Here is a 21,915-nt window from a genome sequence, read left to right on the forward strand (position 1 = left end):
GCGGGGCGGTCGGCCCGCCGGCGAGGCCCGGCCCCGCCGCGTACCCACAGGCCGCAACCGGACACACATGACGTATGGTGTGGGCACCAGGCGTGGCGGCTGGGGCGTCAATCTCATGCGATGCAAGGCCCCCTGGCGGAGATCCGCGGGCCCGCTGGCGGAGATCTGCAAGCTGGCGGAGATCTGCGGAGCCCCTGGCGGAGATCCCAGTCGTGACCCACCGACAATCCGGGAGACAGACCGTGAAGGTAGTCAGCGTCGTCGGCGCGCGTCCGCAGTTGGTCAAGCTCGCGCCGATCGCGGCAGCCTTCGCCCGTACCGATCACCAGCACGTGATCGTGCATACCGGGCAGCACTACGACGTCAACCTCTCCGATGTCTTCTTCTCCGGCCTGGGCATCCCCGATCCGGACGTCCACCTGGGCATCGGCTCCGGCAGCCACGGCGCGCAGACCGGGCGGATCCTCGAGGCCATCGACCCGGTACTGGCTCGGGAGTCCCCCGACTGGGTGCTGGTCTACGGTGACACCAACTCGACCCTTGCCGGAGCCGTCTCGGCGGTGAAGCAGCACCTCAAGGTGGCACATCTGGAGGCGGGGCTGCGCTCGTTCAACCGCCGGATGCCGGAGGAGCACAACCGGGTGCTCACCGACCACGCCGCCGACCTGCTGCTGGCCCCGACCGAGGAGGCGCTGCGGCACCTGGCCAACGAGGGTCTGGCCGAGCGGTCGGTCCTCAGCGGCGATGTCATGGTCGATGTCTGTCTGCGGGTCCGGGACAGCGTCCTCGCCGGCGAGCACCCCCAGCCGGTGCTGCCCGCCGGGGTCGACCCGAACGAGCCCTACCTGCTCGCCACCCTGCACCGCGCCGAGAACACCGACGACCCCGCGCGACTGGCGGCGCTGGTCGAGGCACTGGCCGGGCTGCCCGTCCCGGTCGCGCTGCTGGCCCACCCGCGACTGGTCGCCAAGGCACAGGAGCAGGGCCTGAAACTCGCCCAGGGCGCACTGCACGTGGGTGACCCGGTCGGGTACGCCGCGATGATCGCCGCCGTCCTCGGCTCGGTGGGCGTGGTGACCGACTCCGGCGGGTTGCAGAAGGAGGCGTACCTCCTGGCGCGTCCGTGCACCACGCTGCGGTCGGAGACCGAGTGGCTGGAGACCATGGCGGGCGACTGGAACCGGCTCGTGCCGGATCCCGCGCTGCTCGACGCGGACGAGTGGGTGCGCATCGCCACCCGGCCGTCCCCCGACGCGCCGCAGGGTGAGCCGTTCGGTGACGGACGGGCTGCCGATCGCGTGGTCGAGTTCCTCGCCGAGCGGGCTGGGCCGGCCGCGTCGGCATGACCGCCGGCGGGCGTTGCGGGCCGCCGCCCGTGTCACCACCTCACCCGGGCTCGACCGGCACGCTCAGGCGTCGAGGAACTCCTCGAAGACGCGGGCGGTACGCCGTCCGTCGTGGTACTCCCGGGCGTACTCCACCGACTCGGCGCCGATCCGGGCCGCCCGCCTCGGGTCGGCGACGAGCGCCGTCAGCTCGTCGCGCAGGGTCTGCGGGGTGGCGTTGACGATCGGCGGCGGTTCGTCCATGAGCGTGACCACCTCGTCGTGCAGGTAGGCGAGCACCGGCCGGCCGGCCGCCATCGCCTCGACCGCGAACGTGCCGTAACTGCCCAACGCGAACTGGTCGAGCACCACGTCGGCGCTCCGGACCAGATCACGCAGCTCGGTCCAGGGCATCTTCTCGGCCAACCTCAGGTCGATCACACCTTCGTCGTGCAGGCTGGTCAGTACCGGCAGGATCTGCTCGGTGCCCTTCGTCCAGCGTTTCGACGGGGCGTGCAGCACCACCGGTCGTCGTCGCCGCAGTCCGGCGCGCCGACGCAGTACCGGTTCGTCGCTGTGCCAGGCCGACACGTTCACCACCACCGGTGCCCACGTCGCGGACGGCAGGTCCAGCAGCAGGTCCGGGGTGGTGACGAAGACCGGCAACCCGCTCGTCTCGGCCACCCGGCGGTTACGTTCGGCGCGGGCGGTCATCTTGTCCCGCACGTCGTCCGCCAGGGTGTGGAAGGGTGAGTGCGCGGTGCGCTCCCGGTGCCGTACCGGATGGCGCACCTCGCTGCCGTGTGCCAGCAGCGCGACCTTCACCCCGGCCTGCCGGAGCGCGGGCAGGTCCGCCCCGATGTGATGGCCGTTGAGCAGCCCGAACACGGGCAGGAACGCGTCGGCGACCAGATGGGTGTAGCGCCCGATCACCCGCTGGAGCTGCTCGATCTGCAGGTCCAGGTCACCGAGCCGCTCCGGTTCGATGTGGATGTCGGTCGGGAAGGCGAAGCGGGCGCCCGTCCGCCGGGTCGTCACCTCGGCGGAGACATCGGCCCGGTGCCGGCAGATCGCCTCGGCGAAGGCCGCGGCCTGCCCGGCGTAGTTGGCCGGGCCGAGACCGAGCCGGATCGGGGTCTCGCCCAACGGCCGCCAGCCGGACGCCGGTGTCGTGGTCTCCATCTGTGGCTGCCCTCCTCCAGGTGACGGACGTTGGGCGGGCCGCGCGTGCTCGGAGCGTTGCGTACCCGGTCACCGCCGGACGCGCCGACGGTGACCGGGTACGCGTTCCGTCAGGCGGGGACTTCCAGCCCCGTGGTGCTCCGGCCCGGCACCGTGACGGTGCTGCCGCCCGCCGCCGACTCGAGCAGTGCGGCGGCGACCTGGACCGTCCGGAGGCCCTGGCGCAACGTCACGATGTCGCTTTCCTTGCCCTCGACCGCGTCGCGGAAACGCTCGTGCTCGACCAGAAGCGGCTCGCGCTTCGGGATCGCGTACCGGACCATGTCGCCCTCGGCCACCCCACGGAAGGCGCGCAGCGCCTCCCACTCGGTGTCGATCGCGGCGTTGGCGTAGAAGGTGAGGTCGGCGGTGAGGGTGTCGGCGACGAAGCAGCCCTTGTCGCCGGTGATGACGGTGGACCGCTCCTTGAGCGGGCTCAGCCAGTTGACCAGGTGGTTGACCATCGTGCCGTCGGCCAGCTGGCCGACCACGGCGACCATGTCCTCGTGCAGCCGGCCGCTACGGGAGACCGTCCGGGCCGCGACCGAGGAGTAGTCCTGGCCGGTCACCCAGGCGGTCAGGTCGATGTCGTGGGTGGCCAGGTCCATCACCACGCCGACATCGGCGATCCGGTGCGGGAACGGGCCCTGCCGTCGGGTGACGACCTGGAACACCTCGCCCAGTTCGCCGGCCTCCAACCGGATCCGGAGGTTCTGTAGGGCCGGGTTGTAGCGCTCGATGTGCCCGACGCCGGCCACCAGCCCGGCCGTCTCGAAGGCCTCGACCAGCCGGCTGGCCGCCTCGACGGACTGGGCAAGCGGCTTCTCGATCAGCGCGCAGACGCCGTTGCGGGCCAACTCCATGCCGACCTGCTCGTGCAGGGCGGTCGGGCAGGCGACCACGGCGTAGTCGAGACCGAGGGCAAGCAGGTCCTCCAGCGCCGGGAAGACCGGGGCGCGGAGCACGCCGTTCGGGTCGCCGGCGGGGTCGACGATGCCGACCAGTTCGACGCCGTCCAGTCCGGAGAGGACCCGGCCGTGGTTGCGGCCCATCGCGCCGAGGCCGATCAGACCGGCCCGCAGCTTCCGTCCGCCGCTGGTTCGCTCGCTCATGCCGCACCCCCGGCGATGTTCGCGCCCTCGGCGATCCGCTCCAGGTCGGCCTGGCTCAGCGACGGGTGTACCGGCAGCGAGACGACCTCGGCGGCGGCCCGCTCGGTCTCCGGCAGGTGCCAGTCGCCCGGCTTACCCTCGGCGGTCAGGTACGGCTTGAGCCGGTGGATCGGGGTCGGGTAGTAGACGGCGTTGCCGATGCCCAGCTCGGTGAGGCGCTGCTGGGCGGCGTCCCGGTCACCGGTCACCCGGACCGTGTACTGGTGGTAGACGTGCCGCACGTTGTCGGCGACCGGCGGGGTCACCATCGAGGTGATCTTGGAGTCGAGGAACTTGGCGTTGGCCCGCCGCTGCTCGGTCCAGTCGGCGAGCTGCCGGAGCTGCACCCGCCCGATGGCCGCGGCGACGTCGGTCATCCGCATGTTCGCGCCGACGATCTCGTTGGCGTACCGCTGCTCCATGCCCTGGTTGCGCAGCAGGCGCAGGGTTCGGGCCAGCTCGGCGTCGGCGGTGGTGACCATGCCGCCCTCGAGGGAGTGCATGTTCTTCGTCGGGTAGAAGCTGAAGCAGCCGGCGGTACCGAAGGCGCCCACCGGGTGGCCGCCCAGCGCCGCGCCGTGGGCCTGGGCGGCGTCCTCGATCACGGCCAGCTTGTGCCGCTCGGCGATCTGCATGATCCGGTCCATCGCGGCGGGGTGCCCGTACAGATGCACGGGCATGATCGCGACGGTGCGCGAGGTGACCGCCGCGGCGACCGCCTCCGGGTCGACGCAGAAGCTGCCCGGCTCGATGTCGACGAAGACCGGCTCCGCGCCGACCAGCCGGATGCTGTTCGCGCTGGCAGCGAAGGAAAAGGAGGGGACGATGACCTCGTCACCGGGGCCGAAGCCGAGCGCCATCAGGGTGAGCTGGAGGGCCGACGTGCCGGAGTTCAGCGCGACGCAGTGCCGGCCGGCGACCAGCTCGGCGAACTCCTCCTCGAAGGCGGCCACCTCGGGCCCCTGCACCACGCGTCCGCTGCGCAGCACCCGCACCGCCGCGTCGATCTCGGCCTCACCGATCACCGGGCGGGCTGGTGGGATGAATTCTGCGTTCAGCCCAGACATGGGCTTCCTCCTGTCGACGGGGGGATTCAGGTCGGATGCTAACGGGGTCACGCGGCAACCGGGACGAGAGGCACGGGACAGGTCATGACCGGTCGGACTCGGCACTGGGGACGACACGGGACAAACCAGCGTCGACCCGGACGGCCGGTTGGCATGCTACCCGCAGCGCCGCGGCGACTGCGGTCGCCATCCGGGGTAGCTCCGCCAGGGACAACGGGGTACGGGAGACCGCCAGCCGCCAGTAGAGCGGCCCGACGATCAGGTCGACCGCGATGTCGAGATCGGTGTCGGGGCTGAGTTCCCCCCGGTCGATCGCCCGGCCGAGCACCTGCCCGGCGATGTCCCGCTGGTTGGCGCGGAGCGCGGCTTGGAGGGTCTGTGCGATCTGGGGGTTGCGTGCGGCCTCCGCGAGCAGATCGGGGATGATCTGTGCGGCCAGCGGGTGCCGCAGCGCACGGGCCATGATCATGAAAAGCATCTCGAGATCGCCACGGAGGTCGCCGGTGTCGGGCAGGGGAAGGCTCTTGCCGGCCACCGCCGAGACGATCTCCAGCACGAGCTCCAGCTTGGAACTCCACCGCCGATAGATGGCCGTCTTACCGACTCCGGCCCGCCGGGCCACCGCCTCGATGGAGAGCCGGCCGTAGCCGACCGCCGCGAGTTCCTGCATCACGGCACGGCGGATCGCCGTGGTGATCTCACCACGCAGCACCGCCGCACCCGCCGGAGCACGCCTCTTCTCGGTCGTCACGTGGGACAATGTACCGCAGGGACGGTACGGTTGCGTCCCGACGTGTTTTCCACTACGGTCCACGCAGCGACGGAGCGAAGACGGTTCATGTCCCGGTCACGCTCTCTGCCGTCGCGGGTCCCGTAAACGCCTGACAGATCGGAGCGCCCAACGATGGCCAACACGGCGGTGGCCGACGCCGACTCAGGACTGACCGGGGCGCAGCTCGCCGCCCGGTACGGCCTGAGCGTCGCCGGGGCGAGACCCACCCTGGCCGCGTACACCCGGCAACTCTGGGCCTACCGACACTTCATCTCGGCCTACGCCAACGCCAGGCTGGTCGCGACCTTCAGTCGAGCCCGGCTGGGTCAACTCTGGCAGGTGCTGACGCCGCTGACCAACGCCGCGGTGTACTACCTGATCTTCGGCGTGATCCTGGACACCAAGGACGGAATCCCGAACTTCATCGCGTACCTCTGCGTCGGGCTCTTCGTCTTCAACTTCACCCAGAGCGTGGCGATGGGCGGCACCCAGGCGATCAGCGGCAACCTGGGCCTGATCCGGGCACTGCACTTCCCCCGGGCCTCGCTGCCCTTCGCGGTGACCCTGACCCAGTTCCAGCACCTGGTCTCGGCCATGGTGGTGCTGGTCGCCATCGTGCTGGTGACCGGGGAGCCGATCACCCTGGAGTGGCTGCTGGTGCTGCCGGCCATGCTGCTCCAGACGATCTTCAACGTCGGCCTGTCGCTGGCGCTGGCCCGGGTGGGCGCCAAGGTCACCGACCTGAAGCAGGTCATGCCGTTCGTGATGCGGACCTGGATGTACGGCTCCGGCGTGCTCTACAGCGTGGACGCGTTCGCGGAGAACCTCCCCCGCCCGCTGGCCACGCTGGTGGAGTTCAACCCGCTGCTGATCTACATCGAGCTGGTCCGGCACGCGCTGCTGGAGGGCTCGCCGCTGACCTCGTCCGCGCCCCGGTTGTGGCTGCTGGCGACGGCCTGGTCGATCCTGGTGGGCGTCTCTGGATATGTCTACTTCTGGCGCGGCGAACAGGAGTACGGTCGTGGCTGAGTTCAACACCATCCCCGCGAACGCCACCACCACTACGGTGGGCGAGCGGATCCCCACCGTGATCGTGGACAACGTGCACCTCATCTACCGGGTGTACGGCGCCAGCGCCGGCGGAGCCGGCTCCGCGGTGGCCGCCCTGAAGCGGATCGTCACCCGACAGCCGCAGCGCCCCACCCTGCGGGAGGTGCACGCGGTCAAGGGCGTCAGCTTCGTCGCGTACCGGGGCGAGGCGATCGGCCTGATCGGCAGCAACGGCTCCGGCAAGTCGACCCTGTTGCGGGCCATCGCCGGACTGATGCCGGTGAACCGGGGCGCGATCTACACCCAGGGCCAGCCCTCGCTACTCGGCGTGAACGCCGCCCTGCTCGGCGACCTCTCCGGCGAGCGGAACGTGGCTCTCGGCTGCCTGGCCATGGGCATGACGCCGGAGCAGGTCAAGAAGGCCACGCCGGACATCCTCACCTTTTCCGGCATCAACGAACGGGGCGACTTCGGCTCGCTGCCGATGCGTACCTACTCCTCCGGCATGCAGGCCCGGCTGCGGTTCTCCATCTCCGCGGCGAAGAAGCACGACGTGCTGCTGATCGACGAGGCGCTGGCCACCGGCGACAGCCGGTTCCGGCGGCGCAGCGAGCGGCGGATCCGGCAGTTGCGGGCCAACGCGGGTACCGTCTTCCTGGTCAGCCACTCGATCGGTTCGATCCGGGACACCTGCGAGCGGTCCGTCTGGCTGGAGTCCGGCGAGATCCGGATGGACGGCCCCACCGACGAGGTCACCCGGGCCTACGAGGACTTCATGTCCAGCCGCTGAACAAACCGCCGGCGGGCGCCCCGGCCGACCACCGCGCGGTCGGCCGGGCGTCCGCTGACCGGTGTGCGGCACCGCACGCCCCGGAGCCAGCCGTATCCAGTACCAGCCGTGGATCAGTGAGGATCGCCAGATGGCCCAGGACCCGACCGCACCCGACAACCCGACGCCGTGGCGGCCCGCCCGGACAGTCGCGGTGGTGCTGGCCGGCGGGACCGGTTCCCGGGTCGGGCTCGGTATCCCGAAGCAGCTCGTCAAGATCGCCGGTAAGCCGATCATCGAACACACCATCGCGGTCTTCGAGGCGGCTCCCGAGATCGACGACATCGTCGTCCTGATGGCCCCCGGGTACGTCGACGACGCCCGGCGGATCGTCGAGGCGGCCGGCTTCCGCAAGGTCCGCCAGGTGCTCGCCGGTGGCGAGACGCGCAGCGACACCACCCGGCTCGCTCTGGACGTGATCGGATCCGACGACTGCAACGTCCTCTTCCACGACGCGGTACGCCCCCTGCTCAGCGGGCGAATCGTCCGGGAGTGCGTGAACGCGCTCTGGACGCACTCGGCGGTGGACGTGGCGATCCCCTCGGCGGACACCATCATCGAGGTGGGCGACGACGAGTGCATCACCGGTATCCCGGTGCGTTCCCGGCTGCGCCGCGGGCAGACCCCGCAGGCGTTCCGCTCCGGCACCATCCGGGAGGCGTACCGGCGGGCGGCCGACGACCCGCACTTCGCCGCCACCGACGACTGCGGCGTGGTGCTGCGCTACCTGCCCGAGGTGCCGATCAAGGTGATCGACGGCTCGGACGAGAACATCAAGGTCACCCACCCGGTGGACGTGCACCTGGTGGACAAGCTCTTCCAGCTCGCCGCCGCGCGGGCCCCCGGCCCGGTGGACGAGCACCGGTACACCGAGGAACTGACCGGCCGGACGATGGTGGTCTTCGGCGGCAGCTACGGTATCGGCCACGAGCTGGCCGAACTGGCCCGCCGCTACGGCGCGCAGGTCTTCGCGGTCAGCCGCTCCAGCACCGGCACGCACGTCGAGCGGGACGCCGACGTACAGGACGCCCTGCGCACCGCGTTCGAGGCCACCGGCCGGATCGACCACGTGGTGGTGACCGCCGGCATCCTGGAGAAGGGCGCGCTGGCCGAGATGGACGAGGCGACCATGGACCGCCTCCTCCAGGTCAACTTCGTCGGGCCGGTGACCGTCGCCCGGCACGCGCTGCCGTACCTGCGGCAGACGCGCGGGCAGTTGCTGCTCTACACGTCCAGCTCGTACACCCGGGGCCGGGCCCGGTACGCGCTCTACTCGGCGACCAAGGCGGCGCTGGTCAACCTCACCCAGGCCCTCGCCGACGAGTGGGCCGAGTTCGGCGTCCGGGTCAACTGCGTCAACCCGGAGCGCACCGCCACCCCGATGCGTACCCGGGCGTTCGGCGCGGAGCCGGAACACACCCTGCTCGCCGCCGCCACGGTGGCCCGGTCCTCGCTGGACGTGCTCCTGTCCGACCTCACCGGCCAGGTGATCGACGTCCGCCGCCCGGCCGACGAGCCGACGGTGCCGACCCAGGCCGGCCCGTCTCCCTCCGCCGCACTCCCGACCCACTGAGCCGGCACCGAGACACCCGACCCGCAACAGGCAGGAGAGTCAGCCATGCGTGGCACCCTGGTCCGGAAACTGCTCGCCCGGGTCCTCACCGTGGGCTTGGCGGTCCTGGCCTTCCTCCTGGTCGCGCTCACCGGGGCGACCCTCCCCGGGCTGCTGCTGGCGGTCGCCGCCCTGGCCGCCGGGGTGTGGGAGCGCCGGGTCCGCCCCGGCGCGGACGTGGCGGCCGAGTCCGTCCTGGTCGCCGCCGCCATCCTCGTCGGGTACGCCCGTCGCCTCGACGCCGGCTTCGACCTCGCCCTGGCCGCCACCGCGCTGGTGCTGCTGGCGCTGGTGCTGCTGGACGGCCCGCTGCGCGAGGCGGGCGGGCTGGAGATCCGCACCGCCAACCTGCCGGTCCGGCACGGACTCACCACCACGCACGTCGGCACCGCGATCCCGGTGCTGCTCGGCGCGGTCACGGTCGGCGCGCTGCTCGCCCTGCCCACCTGGTACGCCCTGCTGGTCAGCCTGCTCGTCGGTGGCCTCGCCGGGGTGGTCGGGCTGAACCTGGCCCGGCGACGGTTCCGCCCGTCGACCTCGGCCAGCCCGGTGGCCCGCGCCCTGCGGCAGCACCAGCCGGAGTTCCTGCTCTACTTCTCCGCCCCGCCCGGCTCCGAGTACCAGGTCACCATGTGGCTGCCGTACCTGGAGCGGATCGGCCGGCCGTTCCTGGTGCTGCTGCGCGAGCCGGAGTTCCTGGCCCCGATCGCGGCGGCCACCCGCGCGCCGGTGGTGTACTGCCCGACGCTGAAGGCCATCGACGAGGCGCTCGTGCCCAGCCTGCGGGTGGCCTTCTACGTCAACCACGGCGCGAAGAACGCGCACTGCATCCGGTTCACCCAGCTCACCCACATCCAGATCCACCACGGCGACAGCGACAAGGCCCCGAGCGCCAACCCGGTCTCGGGGATCTTCGACAAGAACTTCGTGGCCGGGCAGGCGGCGATCGACCGGTACGCCCGCGCCGGAGTGCACATCCCGGCGGAGAAGTTCGTCGTCGTCGGCCGCCCGCAGGTGGAGGCGATCGAGGTACGCCGCCCGCCGGTGGCGCTGCCGGCCAACCCGACCGTGCTCTACACCCCCACCTGGACCGGGCACCACGCCGACGCCAACTACTGCTCGCTGCCGGTGGCCGAGGCGCTGGTCGGCCGGCTGCTGGCCCGGGGGGCGACGGTGATCCTGCGGGCGCACCCGTACACCGCGCAGAACCCGGAGTCGGCGCGGCAGCTCGCCCGGGTGGAGGAGCTGCTCGCGGCGGACCGTGCCCGCACCGGCCGGCCGCACGTCTGGGGCACCGACGCCAGCCGGGCGATGAGCCTGGTCGACTGCGTCAACCGCTCGGACGCGCTGGTCTCCGACGTCTCCGGAGTGATCTCCGACTACCTCTATTCCGGCAAGCCGTACACGGTGACCGACATGGGCGCGGACGGCGACGCGTTCACCGAGCGCTTTCCGCTGGCCCGCTCCGGCTACGTGCTGCGCCGCGACCTGGCCGACGTGGACACCGTGCTGGAGCGGCTGCTCGGCACCGACCCGCTGGCCGAGGCCCGCTGGGCGATGCGTACCCACTACCTGGGTGACTTCCCGGTCGAGTCGTACGCCGAGGGGTTCCTGTCGGCTGCCCGGGCGCACCTCGAGCCGGCCACCGTGCCGGCCGGCCGCCCGCCCCGGCCAGGCGGACCGGCCAGTCGGCGTGGAGCCCGTCGCCGGCTGACGTTGGGGTGGTAGCAGGGGTCCCCTGTTACCGCATTTTGCGGAACAGGGGACCCCTGCTACCTCACAGCGACGGGTACGCCCCGCGTGGGCTCAGGCGGAGTAGCCGCGGGTGGCGGCCCAGTTCGCCAGGTCGATGGTGGTCATCCAGTACGAGCTGGCGGCGGGGTTCGCCGGGTCGGAGATCTTGACGGTACGGCCGTTGTCCCGGTAGCCGACCACGGTCAGGTAGTGCCCGCCCGGGTACGAGTGCCACCCGCCGTCGACGTCGGTGGCGGAGCCGGCGATGTTGACCACGACGGCGTACCCGCTGCCGACGGCCCGGACCACGTCGGCCTGGAGCCGGTCCATCTGGGCCGGGGTGGCCGAGCCGCCGGAGATCATGCGGGTCCGGTAGAAGTCCTTGCCGACGAGGGCGTTGAGGACGCGGGTGGTGTCCTCGGCGGAGTTGGTGCCGGCCTCGGTGGTGTTCAGCCGCTGGGCGAGGTCGTCCTGGGTGCGGACGATGTCCCGGGCGGTCAGGGCGATCCGGGTGGCCGCCGGGCCGCAGTAGTAGTAGGTGGTCTGCGCCTGGTACTGGATGTCCAGCACCTTCGACGCGGGCGGCTTCGGCGGGGTGGGTTTGGCCGTCACGTCCGGGTCCGCCGTGGCGGTGGCGGTGGGCGACGCGGACGGGGTGGCCGGCGCGGTGGTGGCGACGGCGGACGGGCTCGCCGGGGACGCGGCGGTGCGCTCGAGGTCACGGGAGGCGGCGGCCGACCGGTTCGCCTCGGCCGCGGCGGCCACCGTGTCGCCCTGGCGTACCGGTGTGTCGGGGTTGGTGAGCAGGGCGCCGGCAGTGGACGCCGCCACCAGCACCGCCGCTGCGGCGGCGACCTGGTACGACCGGCGGGCCCGGAACGGGTTGAACGGTCGGTTGACCGGGTACTTCACGGATTCCTCCACGGAAGACAGGGGTGGAGAGCGGCGCACCTGGTCGGCACAGGCCGGGCCGTGGTCGGCATCGGCCAGGCCGCGCGATCGGCACTGGTCAGGCCGCGCGAGACCCGAGGGTCACGGGTCGCGGCGGGTGCCCGCTCGGACGGTGTCTGGGAACAGAGACCGCAGTCAGTGCCGGCGGCGCGGACGGACGGCCGGCGGCACCACGGCACCGTGGAGGAACCGGGAGAGGGGGGCGTGCAGCACGAACTACTCCTTCCGATGCCGCCTACCGGGTTAGCTGACGGATTCGGGCGGGAAGATCGCCCTACCGCAGGGACTCGCCCCTGCGGATTCACCCCGGACGTACCTGGGTCCCCGGCTCGTGAGCACGATTAGGCGGGCCGGCGCGGTGTCGCCCTCTGCGACCTAGGACCGCACCAGACGGGCCGACACTACTGACACCGCAATCCGCTGCCAACCCTCGTGGGCAGGGGAAACGACTCACCACACCCGGAAGCGCGACGTGTTCGTGCGCTGACGTCACTCAATGGGACGAGCAGTTTTCCGGGTACCGGTGGGCAACAACGGGACGCCTTGACACAATCGGGCCGCCCCACTCGGCGCAGACCGGCACAACCGGCCTCGAACACGCCAGGCCGCAACCCGTGGTCGGGGTCACGTCACGATCCGGTCACGCTCCGCGCGACGGCGTACGGAATCGGCGTCACCGTGGGACGGACCGCACCGGACGCCGGCCGGGGCGCGTCGACGGTGGGACGGACCGTACCGGACGCGGGGCGGGCCGCGTCGACGGCCGCCCGGCTGCCCGCCCACACCTGTTCCGCGGCGAGGTACGCCTCCTCGGTCAGGCACCGCGCCGCCGTCGCGGCGACCTCGGCCCGCTGCCAGGCGGCCCGCTCGCGGTCGACCGCCGTCCGGTAGTCCGCCCGCCGCAGGTCACGCAGCACCCGGTGCAGGACCGCCTCCTGGTCGACCTGGTGCAGGCGCGGATCCCACCCCTTGCGGCCGGCGAACACGTCGCCGAGGTGCCCCACCGACAGCTCACCCCGCCAGTACGCGGCCATCGCGGCCCGGTGCAGGTACCGCTCGCGGGCGGCGTACTCGGTGGGGGTGCGCGACACGTGGGGAACGGGCAGGACGGTGACCCCGGCGAGCCGACGGGCGGCGGTCTCCGCCTCGTCGTACGCCTGCCAGGCCTCGTCCACCCGGTCCTGGGCGGTCAACCAGTCCGCCCGACAGCAGTGGGCGGTGTGCGCGGCACCGGCGGCGGCGACGGCCACCTCCTCCGCGTACCGGCGCAGATCCACCGGGTCCGGGTCAGCGGCCCCCTCGTCCGGGACGGCGGACGGGGACGGCGTCGCGGCCGGCTCCCGCTCCGGGCGGGCCACCAGGACGGTGAGCACGGTCAACGCGAGCACGAGCAGGGCGGACCAGATGGCGGCCGCCCGGGGCACGTCGACCAGGAACTCGTAGAGAACGACGTCCATCGTCGGCACCTAACGGAACACGGGGTGGGCGGGGGCCGGGGTGAACACCTGGAACGCCCAGCGCACCGACCACCACAGCGGGCAGTCGAGCGCGGCGCGAGGCACGGGGAGCAGATTACCCGGATCGTCGGGTACCCGCGTCGATGTCGGCGGTGTCGGATTCCCGTGCCTGGTCATCGACCGCGACGGCGTGTTGCCGGTCCGACTCGACGGCGTGTCGCCGGTCGGACTCGGCGGCGTCGCGGGCCCGCTGCCGGGGCGGCCCGGCCGCCGCCAGGCCCCCTTCCGGCCCGGCCACCGCAGGGGCTTCTCCCGGCCCGGCCACCGCAGGGCCCCCTTCCGGCCCCGACGGTCGCCCGGGTGCGGTGCGTCGCTTCCGGGACGGGGCGAGCAGGCGCATCATCGGGGTCTCCACCCACCGGTACAGCAGCCAGGCCAACAACAGATTCAGCAGCAGGAAGCCGACCACCACCAGCGGGCCCGTCCAGCCGGTGAAGCCCACGCCGCGATCGCCGGTGAGCCGAAGGATGGTGACCATGACGAAGACGTGTACCAGGTAGAAGGCGAAGGAGACCTCACCGAGCCAGACCAGCGGTCGGGAGCGCCACGGCGAGGGCAGGCCCCGCACGTCGGCCCGCGCCGCCGCGGTGATGACCAGGATGTACGCGGCCGAGAGCAGCGCCGCCCAGAGCTCCGCGCGGATCCACTCGGCGGCCACCGCCCAGGTCACCACGAAGATCAGGCTGGCCAGGGGCAGTCCCGGCCCACGCCAGTGGCCGCGGCGCATCAGCTCGGCGGCGGCGACGCCCATCCAGAACTCGGTGGAGCGCACCAGCGGGAAGATCTGGGTGAACCACCAGCGGTTCTCCTCCACCACCAGGAGCTGTCCCGGCCAGAGGGCGAGGATCACCAGCGGCACCGCGACGACGACGGTCCAGAGCGCCCAGGACGGCGTCCGGCGCAGCACCGGCAGCACGAAGGGCAGGCAGAAGTAGAAGAACAGCTCGCAGGAGAGCGACCAGCTCACCGTGTTGACGCTGTAGAAGTAGCCCGGGGTGGGGTTCCAGGCCTGGACGAGGAGGAGGTTCTGCACCGTCGCCGAGGGGTTGACCGGGTCGGCGAACCAGAGCCCGACCAGCAGCACCAGCGCCCACGTCAGCACGTGGTTCGGGTAGATCTTGGCGAGTCGACGCCGCCAGAACGCCCACTTCGTGTCCTGCGGGCGGGCCGACCAGACCAGCACGAACCCGCTGAGGATGAAGAAGAACTGCACCCCGGACAGGCCCAGGGTGAACAACCAGTCCACCACGGACTTGAACTCCGGCTCGACGATGATCCGCATCGTCCCGACGTGGAAGCCGAAGACCAGCATCGCCGCGATCCACCGCAGGCCGGTCAGGGACGGCAGTCGGGACAGGGACCGGTCGACCCCGGCCACCGGGGCGAGGCTGGTCACGACACCGCCCGCGGGTACGGCTCGCGGATGGGCATGCGGGGGTCTCCCGTCGGTCGGCCGGCGGACGCCGGGATTGGTCACACCGGGCGGAACCGGTCGGCTCCACCCCGCCGGGCACCCTACCCCGAGCAACCAGCTCTCGTACGCGTGTACGAGAGCCGGGTAGCATCGCCCTGTGCCAGACCTCGCCTACCAGCCCTCGATGCTGGACCTCACCGAGCACGGCCCGACCCTGGAGCCGCTGGTCGACCGGGTGCGCCGGCACGAATTGGGCCGGGGCGCCTGGGTCGACCACCTGCCCGGCTGGGTTCGCGGTTCCGACCCGGTGCTCGCCGCCCTGCTGCACGAGGTGCCCTGGCGGGCCGAACGCCGCCGGATGTACGACACCGAGGTGGACGTGCCCCGGCTGCTCTGCTGGTACGCCGCCGGTCGCCCACTGCCCCACTCGGTGCTCACCGAGGCCCGGGCCGCGCTCAACGCGCACTACGCCGCCGAGCTGGGCGAGGAATTCGTCACCGCCGGCATGTGCCTGTACCGGTCGGGCCGGGACAGCGTCGCCTGGCACGGCGACACCATCGGTCGGGGTGCGCACGCGGACACCATGGTGGCGATCGTCTCGTTCGGCACGCCCCGGCCGCTGCTGCTGCGCCCACGGGGCGGCGGGACCGGCCCGCGTTTCACCCTCGGCCACGGCGACCTGGTCGTCATGGGCGGCTCCTGCCAACGCACCTGGGAACACGCCGTGCCCAAGACCAGCCGCCCGGTCGGGCCCCGGGTCAGCGTCCAGTTCCGTCCCGCCGGCGTGGCCTGAGCCGCGCCCCCGACCAACGTCCCGCTCCACCTGCGGACCTGGCCTCCCGGGCTGCCCGACTCCGGTCCCGGCTCGCGTCCGCGCTGCTCAGGGCCGGTCCGGTGGAACAGCCGCCGCCGGCAGTCTGTTAGACACGTCCAGGGTCACCGCCGCCCCCACCAGCTCGAGTCGACGTGAAGGGCAGTGCGCCATGACCTCACCCTCCCCCGGGACACCACCCGCCACCGGACATCGCCGGGCGCCCTGGCGACTGCACGGCGACGGGCGGACGGTACGCCCCGGCGACGTGGTCGCCCCGGACGAGCGCCTTTCCTGGCCCCGTACCGTCGGGGTCGGCGTACAACACGTCGTGGCGATGTTCGGGGCCACCTTCACGGTGCCGCTGATCACCGGTTTCCCACCGGCCACCACGCTGTTCTTCTCCGGGCTGGGCACCCTGCTGTTCCTGGTGCTCACCGGCAACCGGCTGCCGTCGTACCTCGGCTCGTCGTTCGCCTTCATCGCGCCGGTCCTGGCGGCGAAGGCCGGCGGTGACCTCGGCCCGGCGCTCGGCGGCATCGTGGTCGCGGGCGCGGCGCTGGCGCTGGTCGGACTGGTCGTCCAGGTCGCCGGCACGCGGTGGATCGACGCGCTGATGCCCCCGGCGGTGACCGGCGCGATCGTCGCGCTGATCGGGCTCAACCTCGCCCCGGTGGCCTGGGACGGCAACGGCAGCGGCACCGGTGTCAAGGCGCAGCCGCTGATCGCGGCGGTCACCCTGGTCGCGATCCTGCTCGCCACGGTGGCGTTCCGGGGATTCCTGGGCCGCCTGTCGATCCTGCTCGGCGTCGTGGCCGGCTGGCTGTTCGCCGCCGGAGTCGGCGGGCTGGACGAGGCCACGCTGACCCGGCTGCGCGAGGCCGCCTGGGTGGGGCTGCCCGAGTTCCACGCGCCCAGTTTCAGTCTCCGCGCGGCGGTGCTGGTGATCCCGGTGATTCTCGTGCTCATCGCGGAGAACGCTGGCCACGTGAAGGCGGTCGCCGCGATGACCGACCGCAACCTGGACCGGTACCTGGGTCGGGCGTTCATCGGTGACGGGGTCGCCACCATGCTCGCCGGTTCGGCCGGCGGTTCCGGCACCACCACGTACGCGGAGAACATCGGCGTGATGGCGGCGACGCGGGTCTACTCCACCGCCGCGTACTGGGTGGCCGGGGTGACAGCGGTGCTGCTCGGCCTCAGCCCGAAGTTCGGGGCGTTGATCCTGACCGTGCCGGCGGGGGTCCTCGGCGGCGCCACCACCGCCCTCTACGGGCTGATCGCCATCCTCGGCGCGCGGATCTGGATCGAGAACCGGGTCGACTTCCACGATCCGGTGAACCTGTTCACCGCCGCGGTCGCGCTGATCATCGGCGCCGCCGACTACACCGTCACCGCCGGGGACCTCTCCTTCAACGGCATCGCCCTCGGCACCGCCGCCGCCCTGCTCACCTACCACGGCATGCGCGCGGTAACCCGCCTCCGCACCCCCCGTACCCGTCCCCCGGCCGTCTGACCCTCGGCCGTCTGACCTTCGGGCGGTTGATCAGGAGGTTTGCGTCACGTCCGGGCGAAACCGTGACGCAAACCTCGTGATCAAAGGGCGTCAGGCCTGGGCGGAGTGGTGGTGGCCCAGGAGGGTGGGGCCGAGCATGACGGCGAAGCCGGAGCCGTCCCGGCGGGGGTCCTCGGCCGGCAGTTCGACCGGCTCGCCGTTGGCGGTGGAGGCGACCGGGCGGGTGCCCACCCAGGCCACCACCAGGTCCGTCTCACCCTTGAGGAAGCGCTGCGCACGCACCCCGCCGGTCGCCCGCCCCTTGGCCGGGTACGCCGCGAACGGCGTGACCTTGACCGTGGCCCCGGTCGAGGTGACCACCATCGGCACCCCGTGCTCCGGGTCGTCGGTGCGGACCGCGCCGAAGAAGACCACCCGCGCCCCGGCCGGCAGGTTGACCCCCGCCATACCGCCGCCCCGGATGCCCTGCGGGCGGACCAGAGTGGCCGGGAAGCGCAGCAGCGACGCCTCGGAGGTGACGAAGGTCAGGGCCTCCTCGCCGTCGGTCAACCAGGTCCCGCCGACCACCTCGTCCCCCTCGCGCAGGGAGATCACCTCGAACTCGTCGGACCGGACCGGCCACTCCGGCGCGCACACCTTGACCACGCCCTGTCGGGTGCCCAGTGCCAGACCGGGCGAGCCCCCGGCGGTCGGGCCGAGCGGGGCCAGGGCGACCACGGTCTCCCCCGCCTCCAGCGGCACCAACTCGGCGGCGGACATCCCGCCGCTGAGCGAGACCGTGCCGGGCTGCTGGGGCAGCACCGGCAGCGGCAGCACGTCGACCTTGAACGCCCGGCCGGCGCTGGTGACCAGGAGCACCCGCCCCCGGGCGGTGGAGTGCACGAGCGCGCGTACCGCGTCGTGCTTGACCCGGCCGCGCCGGCCGCGCCCCTCGGCGGCTTCCTCCGACTCGGCCGCGGTCCGCGCGATCAGCCCGGTGGCGGAGAGGATCACCTGGCAGGGGTCGTCGGCGACCTCCAGCGGCCCGGCCGGCGCGGACGCCGCCAGGACCTCCTTCAGGTCGCCGTCGACCAGGGTGGTACGACGCGGCGTCCCGAACTGCTTCGTCACCGCGGCCAGTTCGTCGGAGACGAGCTTGCGCAGCACCTTCTCGTCGTCGAGGATCCGGGACAGGTCGGCGATCTCGCCGCGCAGCTTCTCCTGCTCGGCCTCGAGTTCGAGGCGGTCGTACTTCGTCAACCGACGCAGCGGGGTGTCCAGGATGTAGGTGGCCTGGATGTCGGAGAGACCGAACCGGCTCATCAGGCCGTCCTTGGCGGCCTGGGCGTCCTCGCTCTCCCGGATCAACCGGACCACCCGGTCGATGTCGAGCAGGGCGATCAGCAGGCCGTCCACCAGGTGCAGCCGCTCCTCGCGCCGACGCCGGCGGTACGTGGTACGCCGGGTCACCACCTCGTACCGGTGGGCGAGGAAGACCTCCAGCAGCGCCTTGAGCCCCAGGGTCCGTGGCTGCCCGTCGACCAGGACGAGGTTGTTGACGCCGAACGACTGCTCCAGCGGGGTGAGCCGGTAGAGGTCGGCCAGGAGCGCCTGCGGGTTGACCCCGACCTTGCACTCGATGACCAGGCGCGTGCCGCTCTCCCGGTCGGTGAGGTCCTTGACGTCGGCGATGCCGGTCAGCCGCTTGGTCTTGGTCACCTCGTTGGTGATGGCGGCGATGACCTTCTCCGCGCCGACGCCGTACGGCAGCTCGACCACGGTGATCGCCTGCCGACCCCGGCTGCCCTCCAGGGGGCCGATCTCCACCCGGCCGCGCATCCGCACCACGCCGCGCCCGGTCTCGTACGCCCGGCGCACCTCGTCCAGGCCGAGGAGCAAGCCGCCGGTGGGCAGGTCCGGGCCGGGGACGAACTCCATCAGCTTGTCGAGGGTGGCGTCCGGGTACCGGATCAACCAGCGGGCCGCCGCGACGATCTCGCCCAGGTTGTGCGGGATCATGTTGGTGGCCATCCCGACGGCGATCCCGGACGCGCCGTTGACCAGCAGGTTGGGGAAGGCGGCCGGCAGCACGGTGGGCTGGGTCAGCGAGCCGTCGTAGTTCGGCTCGACGTCGACGGTCTCCTCGCCCAGCTCGCCGACGAGCAGCATCGCCTCGCGGGACATCCGGGCCTCGGTGTAGCGCGCGGCGGCCGGGCCGTCGTCCGGGGACCCGAAGTTCCCATGGCCGTCGATGAGCGGGACGTTGAGCGAGAAGTCCTGGGCGAGCCGGACCAGGGCGTCGTAGATGGCCGTGTCGCCGTGCGGGTGGTAGCGGCCCATCACGTCGCCGACCACCCGGGCGGACTTGACGTGCGCCCGGTCCGGACGGAAGCCGGACTCGTGCATCGCGTAGAGGATGCGCCGGTGCACCGGCTTGAGACCGTCCCGGGCGTCGGGCAGGGCCCGGGAGTGGATGACCGAGAAGGCGTACTCCAGGTAGGAGTCGGAGACCTCGGTGACCAGGGGGTTGTCGAAGACCCGCGCGCCCGCCTGGTCGAAGGCGGCCAGGTCCGCCCGGGGGCCGGTGTTCTTACGGCGTGCCATGGTTCAGCTCTCTCCTCGGCGGGCCACGGTCTGGCGTCGGGCGGTCGTCATGCGTCGATCGCCTCGCGGTCGACCCGGTCGGCGGACTCGATCAGCCAGTTGCGGCGCGGTTCGACCTTCTCCCCCATGAGCAGTTCGAGGATCCGCTCGGCGGCGTCCACGTCGTCGAGGGTGATCCGACGGACCGCCCGGGTGGCCGGGTTCATCGTGGTCTCCCAGAGTTCGTCGGCGTCCATCTCGCCGAGTCCCTTGAACCGGGGGATCGGGGTGACGATCTGCTTGCCGGCCTTCTCCAGCTTGCGGACCGTCGCCTCCATCTCGGCCTGGGTGTAGGTGTAGATGGTCTGCGGGTTCCGCCCCTTAGTGGTGATCTTGTGCAGGGGCGGCATCGCGGCGTAGAGCCGTCCGGCCTCGATCAGCGGCCGCATGTACCGGGCGAAGAGGGTGATCAGCAGGGTACGGATGTGCGCGCCGTCCACGTCGGCGTCCGCCATGATCAGGACCCGGCCGTACCGCATCCCCGACAGGTCGAAGGTACGCCCCGAGCCGGCCCCGAGCACCTGCACGATCGCCGCGCACTCGGCGTTGTCCAGCACCTGCTGGAGGTTCGCCTTCTGGACGTTGAGGATCTTGCCGCGGATGGGCAGGAGGGCTTGGTACTCGGCCACCCGGGCGAGCCTGCTCGACCCGAGCGCGCTGTCGCCCTCCACGATGAACAGCTCACTGCGGTCCACGCCGGTGGAGCGGCAGTCGACCAGCTTCGCCGGCATCGCCGCGCCCTCCAGGGCGGTCTTACGCCGGGCGGCGTCCTTCTGCTGCTTCTGGGTCAGCCGTACCCGGGCCGCGTCGACGATCTTCTGGAGGACGGTGCGCGCCTCGGCCTTCGTCCGGCGGTCCTCCAGCCACGCCTTGAGGTGCTGCTCCACCAGGGACTGGATGACCTTGGTGATGCCGGCGGTGGAGAGTTCGTCCTTGGTCTGCGAGGTGAACTGCGGCTCGGGGATGCGCACGTGCACCACGGCGGTCATCCCCTCCAGGACGTCGTCCAGGGTGGGCGGGTCCTCCTTGGCCCGCAGCAGGCCACGCGTACCGCGCACGGCGTCGGCGAGGGTACGGGTCAGCGCCCGCTCGAAGCCCTTGCGGTGCGTACCGCCGTGCGCGTTGCGGATGGTGTTGGTGAAGCACTCGACGGTGCGCTCGTAGCCGGTGCCCCAGCGGAAGGCCACCTCGACCTCGGCGCGACGCTGCACGTTGGACTGCATGACGCCGTTGGCGTCGGCGGCGTTCTCCCGGTAGGTGCCCTCGCCGGTGACCAGCAGGGTGCCGGAGACCGCCCGCTCCCCGGCCGGGGCGAGGAACTCCACCATGTCGGTCAACCCGTTCGGGTAGTGGAACTCCTCCCGGGTCGGCTCCTCGCCGGTCTCGTCGCGCAGCAGGTAGTTGACGCCCGGCACCAGGAAGGCGGTGTTGCGCAGCTTGGTGCGGACCGCGTCGGCGTCCAGCCGCGCGCCGGTCTCGAAGTAGCGCGCGTCGTGCCAATACCGGATCGAGGTGCCGGTCCGCTGGCCGCGCTTCATCGCGCCGACCACCTGGAGTCCGGGGCCGGGGGTGAACGGCGCGTCCGGGCCGTCGCCGTCGAAGACCCCCGGCACGCCGTGCCGGAAGGACATGGCGTGCACCTTGCCGCCCCGGCGGACGGTCACGTCGAACCGGCGGGAGAGCGCGTTGACCGCCGAGGCGCCGACGCCGTGCAGACCGCCGGAGGTCTTGTAGCCGGAGCCGCCGAACTTGCCGCCGGCGTGCAGCCGGGTCAGCACCAGTTCGACGCCGGAGATGCCGGACTTGGCGTGCACGTCGGTGGGGATGCCCCGGCCGTCGTCGTCGACCTGCACCGAGCCGTCGGCGTGCAGCACGACATCGATCCGGGCAGCGTGGCCGGCGACCCCCTCGTCGGTGGAGTTGTCGAGGATCTCGTTGACGAGGTGACCCACGCCACGGCTGTCGGTCGAGCCGATGTACATGCCGGGGCGCTTGCGGACGGCGTCCAGCCCCTCCAGGTGGGTGAGGTCGTCGGCCCCGTAGAGAGGCTCAAGCTCTGCGGTCAACTTGGTCGTACTCCCAGGTCTCGGCGGTGCGGGGCCACCTCCGACGGAGATCGCCGGTGGACGGCACGCCGCAGCGAGCCTAGCCGGGCGCGCCGACATACTGCCGCCGCCCCGCGCCACGGCGGTCCGGACGGACCGATCGTGAGCAGGGCGCGGGCGGGCCGTACGGCCGGCGGCTGCCCCCGACCAACCCGACAGGGAACGAAACTTGTCGATTAAAAAGAGGGCCGAACCGTTGACGCCCCCGAGTGGCGCGT

At 72.0% G+C, this 21,915-nt stretch carries 16 protein-coding genes and 1 riboswitch; of the genes, 7 read left to right on the plus strand and 9 right to left on the minus strand.

Translation table 11 applies throughout. The annotated features are described in order from the left end of the window. The first annotated feature begins 242 nt into the window (after positions 1-242). Positions 243-1,346 carry a non-hydrolyzing UDP-N-acetylglucosamine 2-epimerase gene (gene wecB, locus GA0074692_RS15900; protein ID WP_091645395.1) on the plus strand — a complete coding sequence of 368 codons (1,104 nt, stop codon included), beginning with the start codon at positions 243-245 and terminating at the stop codon, positions 1,344-1,346. A gap of 63 nt (positions 1,347-1,409) precedes the next feature. Here wecB and GA0074692_RS15905 read toward each other — a convergent pair whose 3' ends face one another. The 4 genes from GA0074692_RS15905 to GA0074692_RS15920 all read right to left on the minus strand — a co-directional run bounded on the left by GA0074692_RS15905 (position 1,410) and on the right by GA0074692_RS15920 (position 5,476). Next, complete coding sequence (locus GA0074692_RS15905) at positions 1,410-2,507, minus strand: glycosyltransferase family protein (RefSeq protein ID WP_091645397.1); 1,098 nt, start codon at positions 2,505-2,507, stop codon at positions 1,410-1,412. 110 nt (positions 2,508-2,617) lie between these two features. Continuing rightward, positions 2,618-3,658 (minus strand): Gfo/Idh/MocA family protein, encoded by a 1,041-nt coding sequence (locus tag GA0074692_RS15910; protein ID WP_091645400.1) that lies wholly within the window; start codon positions 3,656-3,658, stop codon positions 2,618-2,620. Beyond that, a complete protein-coding gene (locus GA0074692_RS15915; RefSeq protein WP_091645403.1) occupies positions 3,655-4,764 on the minus strand; it encodes a DegT/DnrJ/EryC1/StrS family aminotransferase in 1,110 nt (369 codons plus the stop codon). Before GA0074692_RS15915 ends, GA0074692_RS15910 begins: the two co-directional genes overlap by 4 nt. 82 nt (positions 4,765-4,846) lie before the next feature. Next, complete coding sequence (locus GA0074692_RS15920) at positions 4,847-5,476, minus strand: TetR/AcrR family transcriptional regulator (protein WP_091645406.1); 630 nt, start codon at positions 5,474-5,476, stop codon at positions 4,847-4,849. Between the two features lie 192 nt (positions 5,477-5,668). Between GA0074692_RS15920 and GA0074692_RS15925 the strand changes: the two genes are divergently transcribed. From GA0074692_RS15925 to GA0074692_RS15940, 4 genes are all read left to right on the plus strand, one after another. After that, positions 5,669-6,565 carry an ABC transporter permease gene (locus tag GA0074692_RS15925; RefSeq protein ID WP_091645409.1) on the plus strand — a complete coding sequence of 299 codons (897 nt, stop codon included), beginning with the start codon at positions 5,669-5,671 and terminating at the stop codon, positions 6,563-6,565. After that, positions 6,558-7,376, plus strand: coding sequence for an ABC transporter ATP-binding protein (locus tag GA0074692_RS15930; protein WP_425413334.1), 819 nt, complete (start codon positions 6,558-6,560; stop codon positions 7,374-7,376). Before GA0074692_RS15925 ends, GA0074692_RS15930 begins: the two co-directional genes overlap by 8 nt. A gap of 130 nt (positions 7,377-7,506) precedes the next feature. Continuing rightward, positions 7,507-8,988, plus strand: coding sequence for a bifunctional cytidylyltransferase/SDR family oxidoreductase (locus tag GA0074692_RS15935; RefSeq protein ID WP_091645413.1), 1,482 nt, complete (start codon positions 7,507-7,509; stop codon positions 8,986-8,988). A gap of 45 nt (positions 8,989-9,033) precedes the next feature. Further along, positions 9,034-10,755 (plus strand): CDP-glycerol glycerophosphotransferase family protein, encoded by a 1,722-nt coding sequence (locus GA0074692_RS15940; RefSeq protein ID WP_141725303.1) that lies wholly within the window; start codon positions 9,034-9,036, stop codon positions 10,753-10,755. Positions 10,756-10,833: 78 nt separating this feature from the next. Here the strand turns inward: GA0074692_RS15940 and GA0074692_RS15945 are convergent, their stop codons facing one another. The 3 genes from GA0074692_RS15945 to GA0074692_RS15955 form a co-directional block, all read right to left on the minus strand. Beyond that, positions 10,834-11,685 carry a C39 family peptidase gene (locus GA0074692_RS15945; protein WP_425413335.1) on the minus strand — a complete coding sequence of 284 codons (852 nt, stop codon included), beginning with the start codon at positions 11,683-11,685 and terminating at the stop codon, positions 10,834-10,836. A 244-nt stretch (positions 11,686-11,929) separates the two neighbouring features. Continuing rightward, positions 11,930-12,070: riboswitch (cyclic di-AMP (ydaO/yuaA leader) on the minus strand. Between the two features lie 271 nt (positions 12,071-12,341). Beyond that, positions 12,342-13,169, minus strand: a complete 828-nt coding sequence (locus tag GA0074692_RS15950) for a hypothetical protein (protein WP_176738466.1) — start codon at positions 13,167-13,169, stop codon at positions 12,342-12,344. A 115-nt stretch (positions 13,170-13,284) separates the two neighbouring features. Continuing rightward, positions 13,285-14,625, minus strand: a complete 1,341-nt coding sequence (locus tag GA0074692_RS15955; RefSeq protein WP_245730329.1) for an acyltransferase family protein — start codon at positions 14,623-14,625, stop codon at positions 13,285-13,287. Positions 14,626-14,827: 202 nt separating this feature from the next. Between GA0074692_RS15955 and GA0074692_RS15960 the strand changes: the two genes are divergently transcribed. Beyond that, positions 14,828-15,436: an alpha-ketoglutarate-dependent dioxygenase AlkB gene (locus GA0074692_RS15960; RefSeq protein ID WP_425413390.1), complete on the plus strand. Its 609-nt coding sequence runs from the start codon at positions 14,828-14,830 to the stop codon at positions 15,434-15,436. A gap of 190 nt (positions 15,437-15,626) precedes the next feature. After that, positions 15,627-16,970, plus strand: a complete 1,344-nt coding sequence (locus tag GA0074692_RS15965; protein ID WP_091645421.1) for a uracil-xanthine permease family protein — start codon at positions 15,627-15,629, stop codon at positions 16,968-16,970. Between the two features lie 90 nt (positions 16,971-17,060). On the opposite strand, the gene GA0074692_RS15970 is transcribed toward GA0074692_RS15965, so the two are convergent. Beyond that, on the minus strand, positions 17,061-19,553 hold the full coding sequence (locus GA0074692_RS15970) for a DNA gyrase/topoisomerase IV subunit A (protein WP_091645423.1): 2,493 nt from the start codon (positions 19,551-19,553) through the stop codon (positions 17,061-17,063). Positions 19,554-19,600: 47 nt separating this feature from the next. Continuing rightward, the gene (locus GA0074692_RS15975) at positions 19,601-21,658 is read right to left on the minus strand and encodes a DNA gyrase/topoisomerase IV subunit B (RefSeq protein WP_091645426.1); all 2,058 of its coding nucleotides are present in this window, start codon (positions 21,656-21,658) and stop codon (positions 19,601-19,603) included. Between the last annotated feature and the right edge of the window lie 257 nt (positions 21,659-21,915).

Source organism: Micromonospora pallida (assembly GCF_900090325.1).
Classification (GTDB): domain Bacteria; phylum Actinomycetota; class Actinomycetes; order Mycobacteriales; family Micromonosporaceae; genus Micromonospora; species Micromonospora pallida.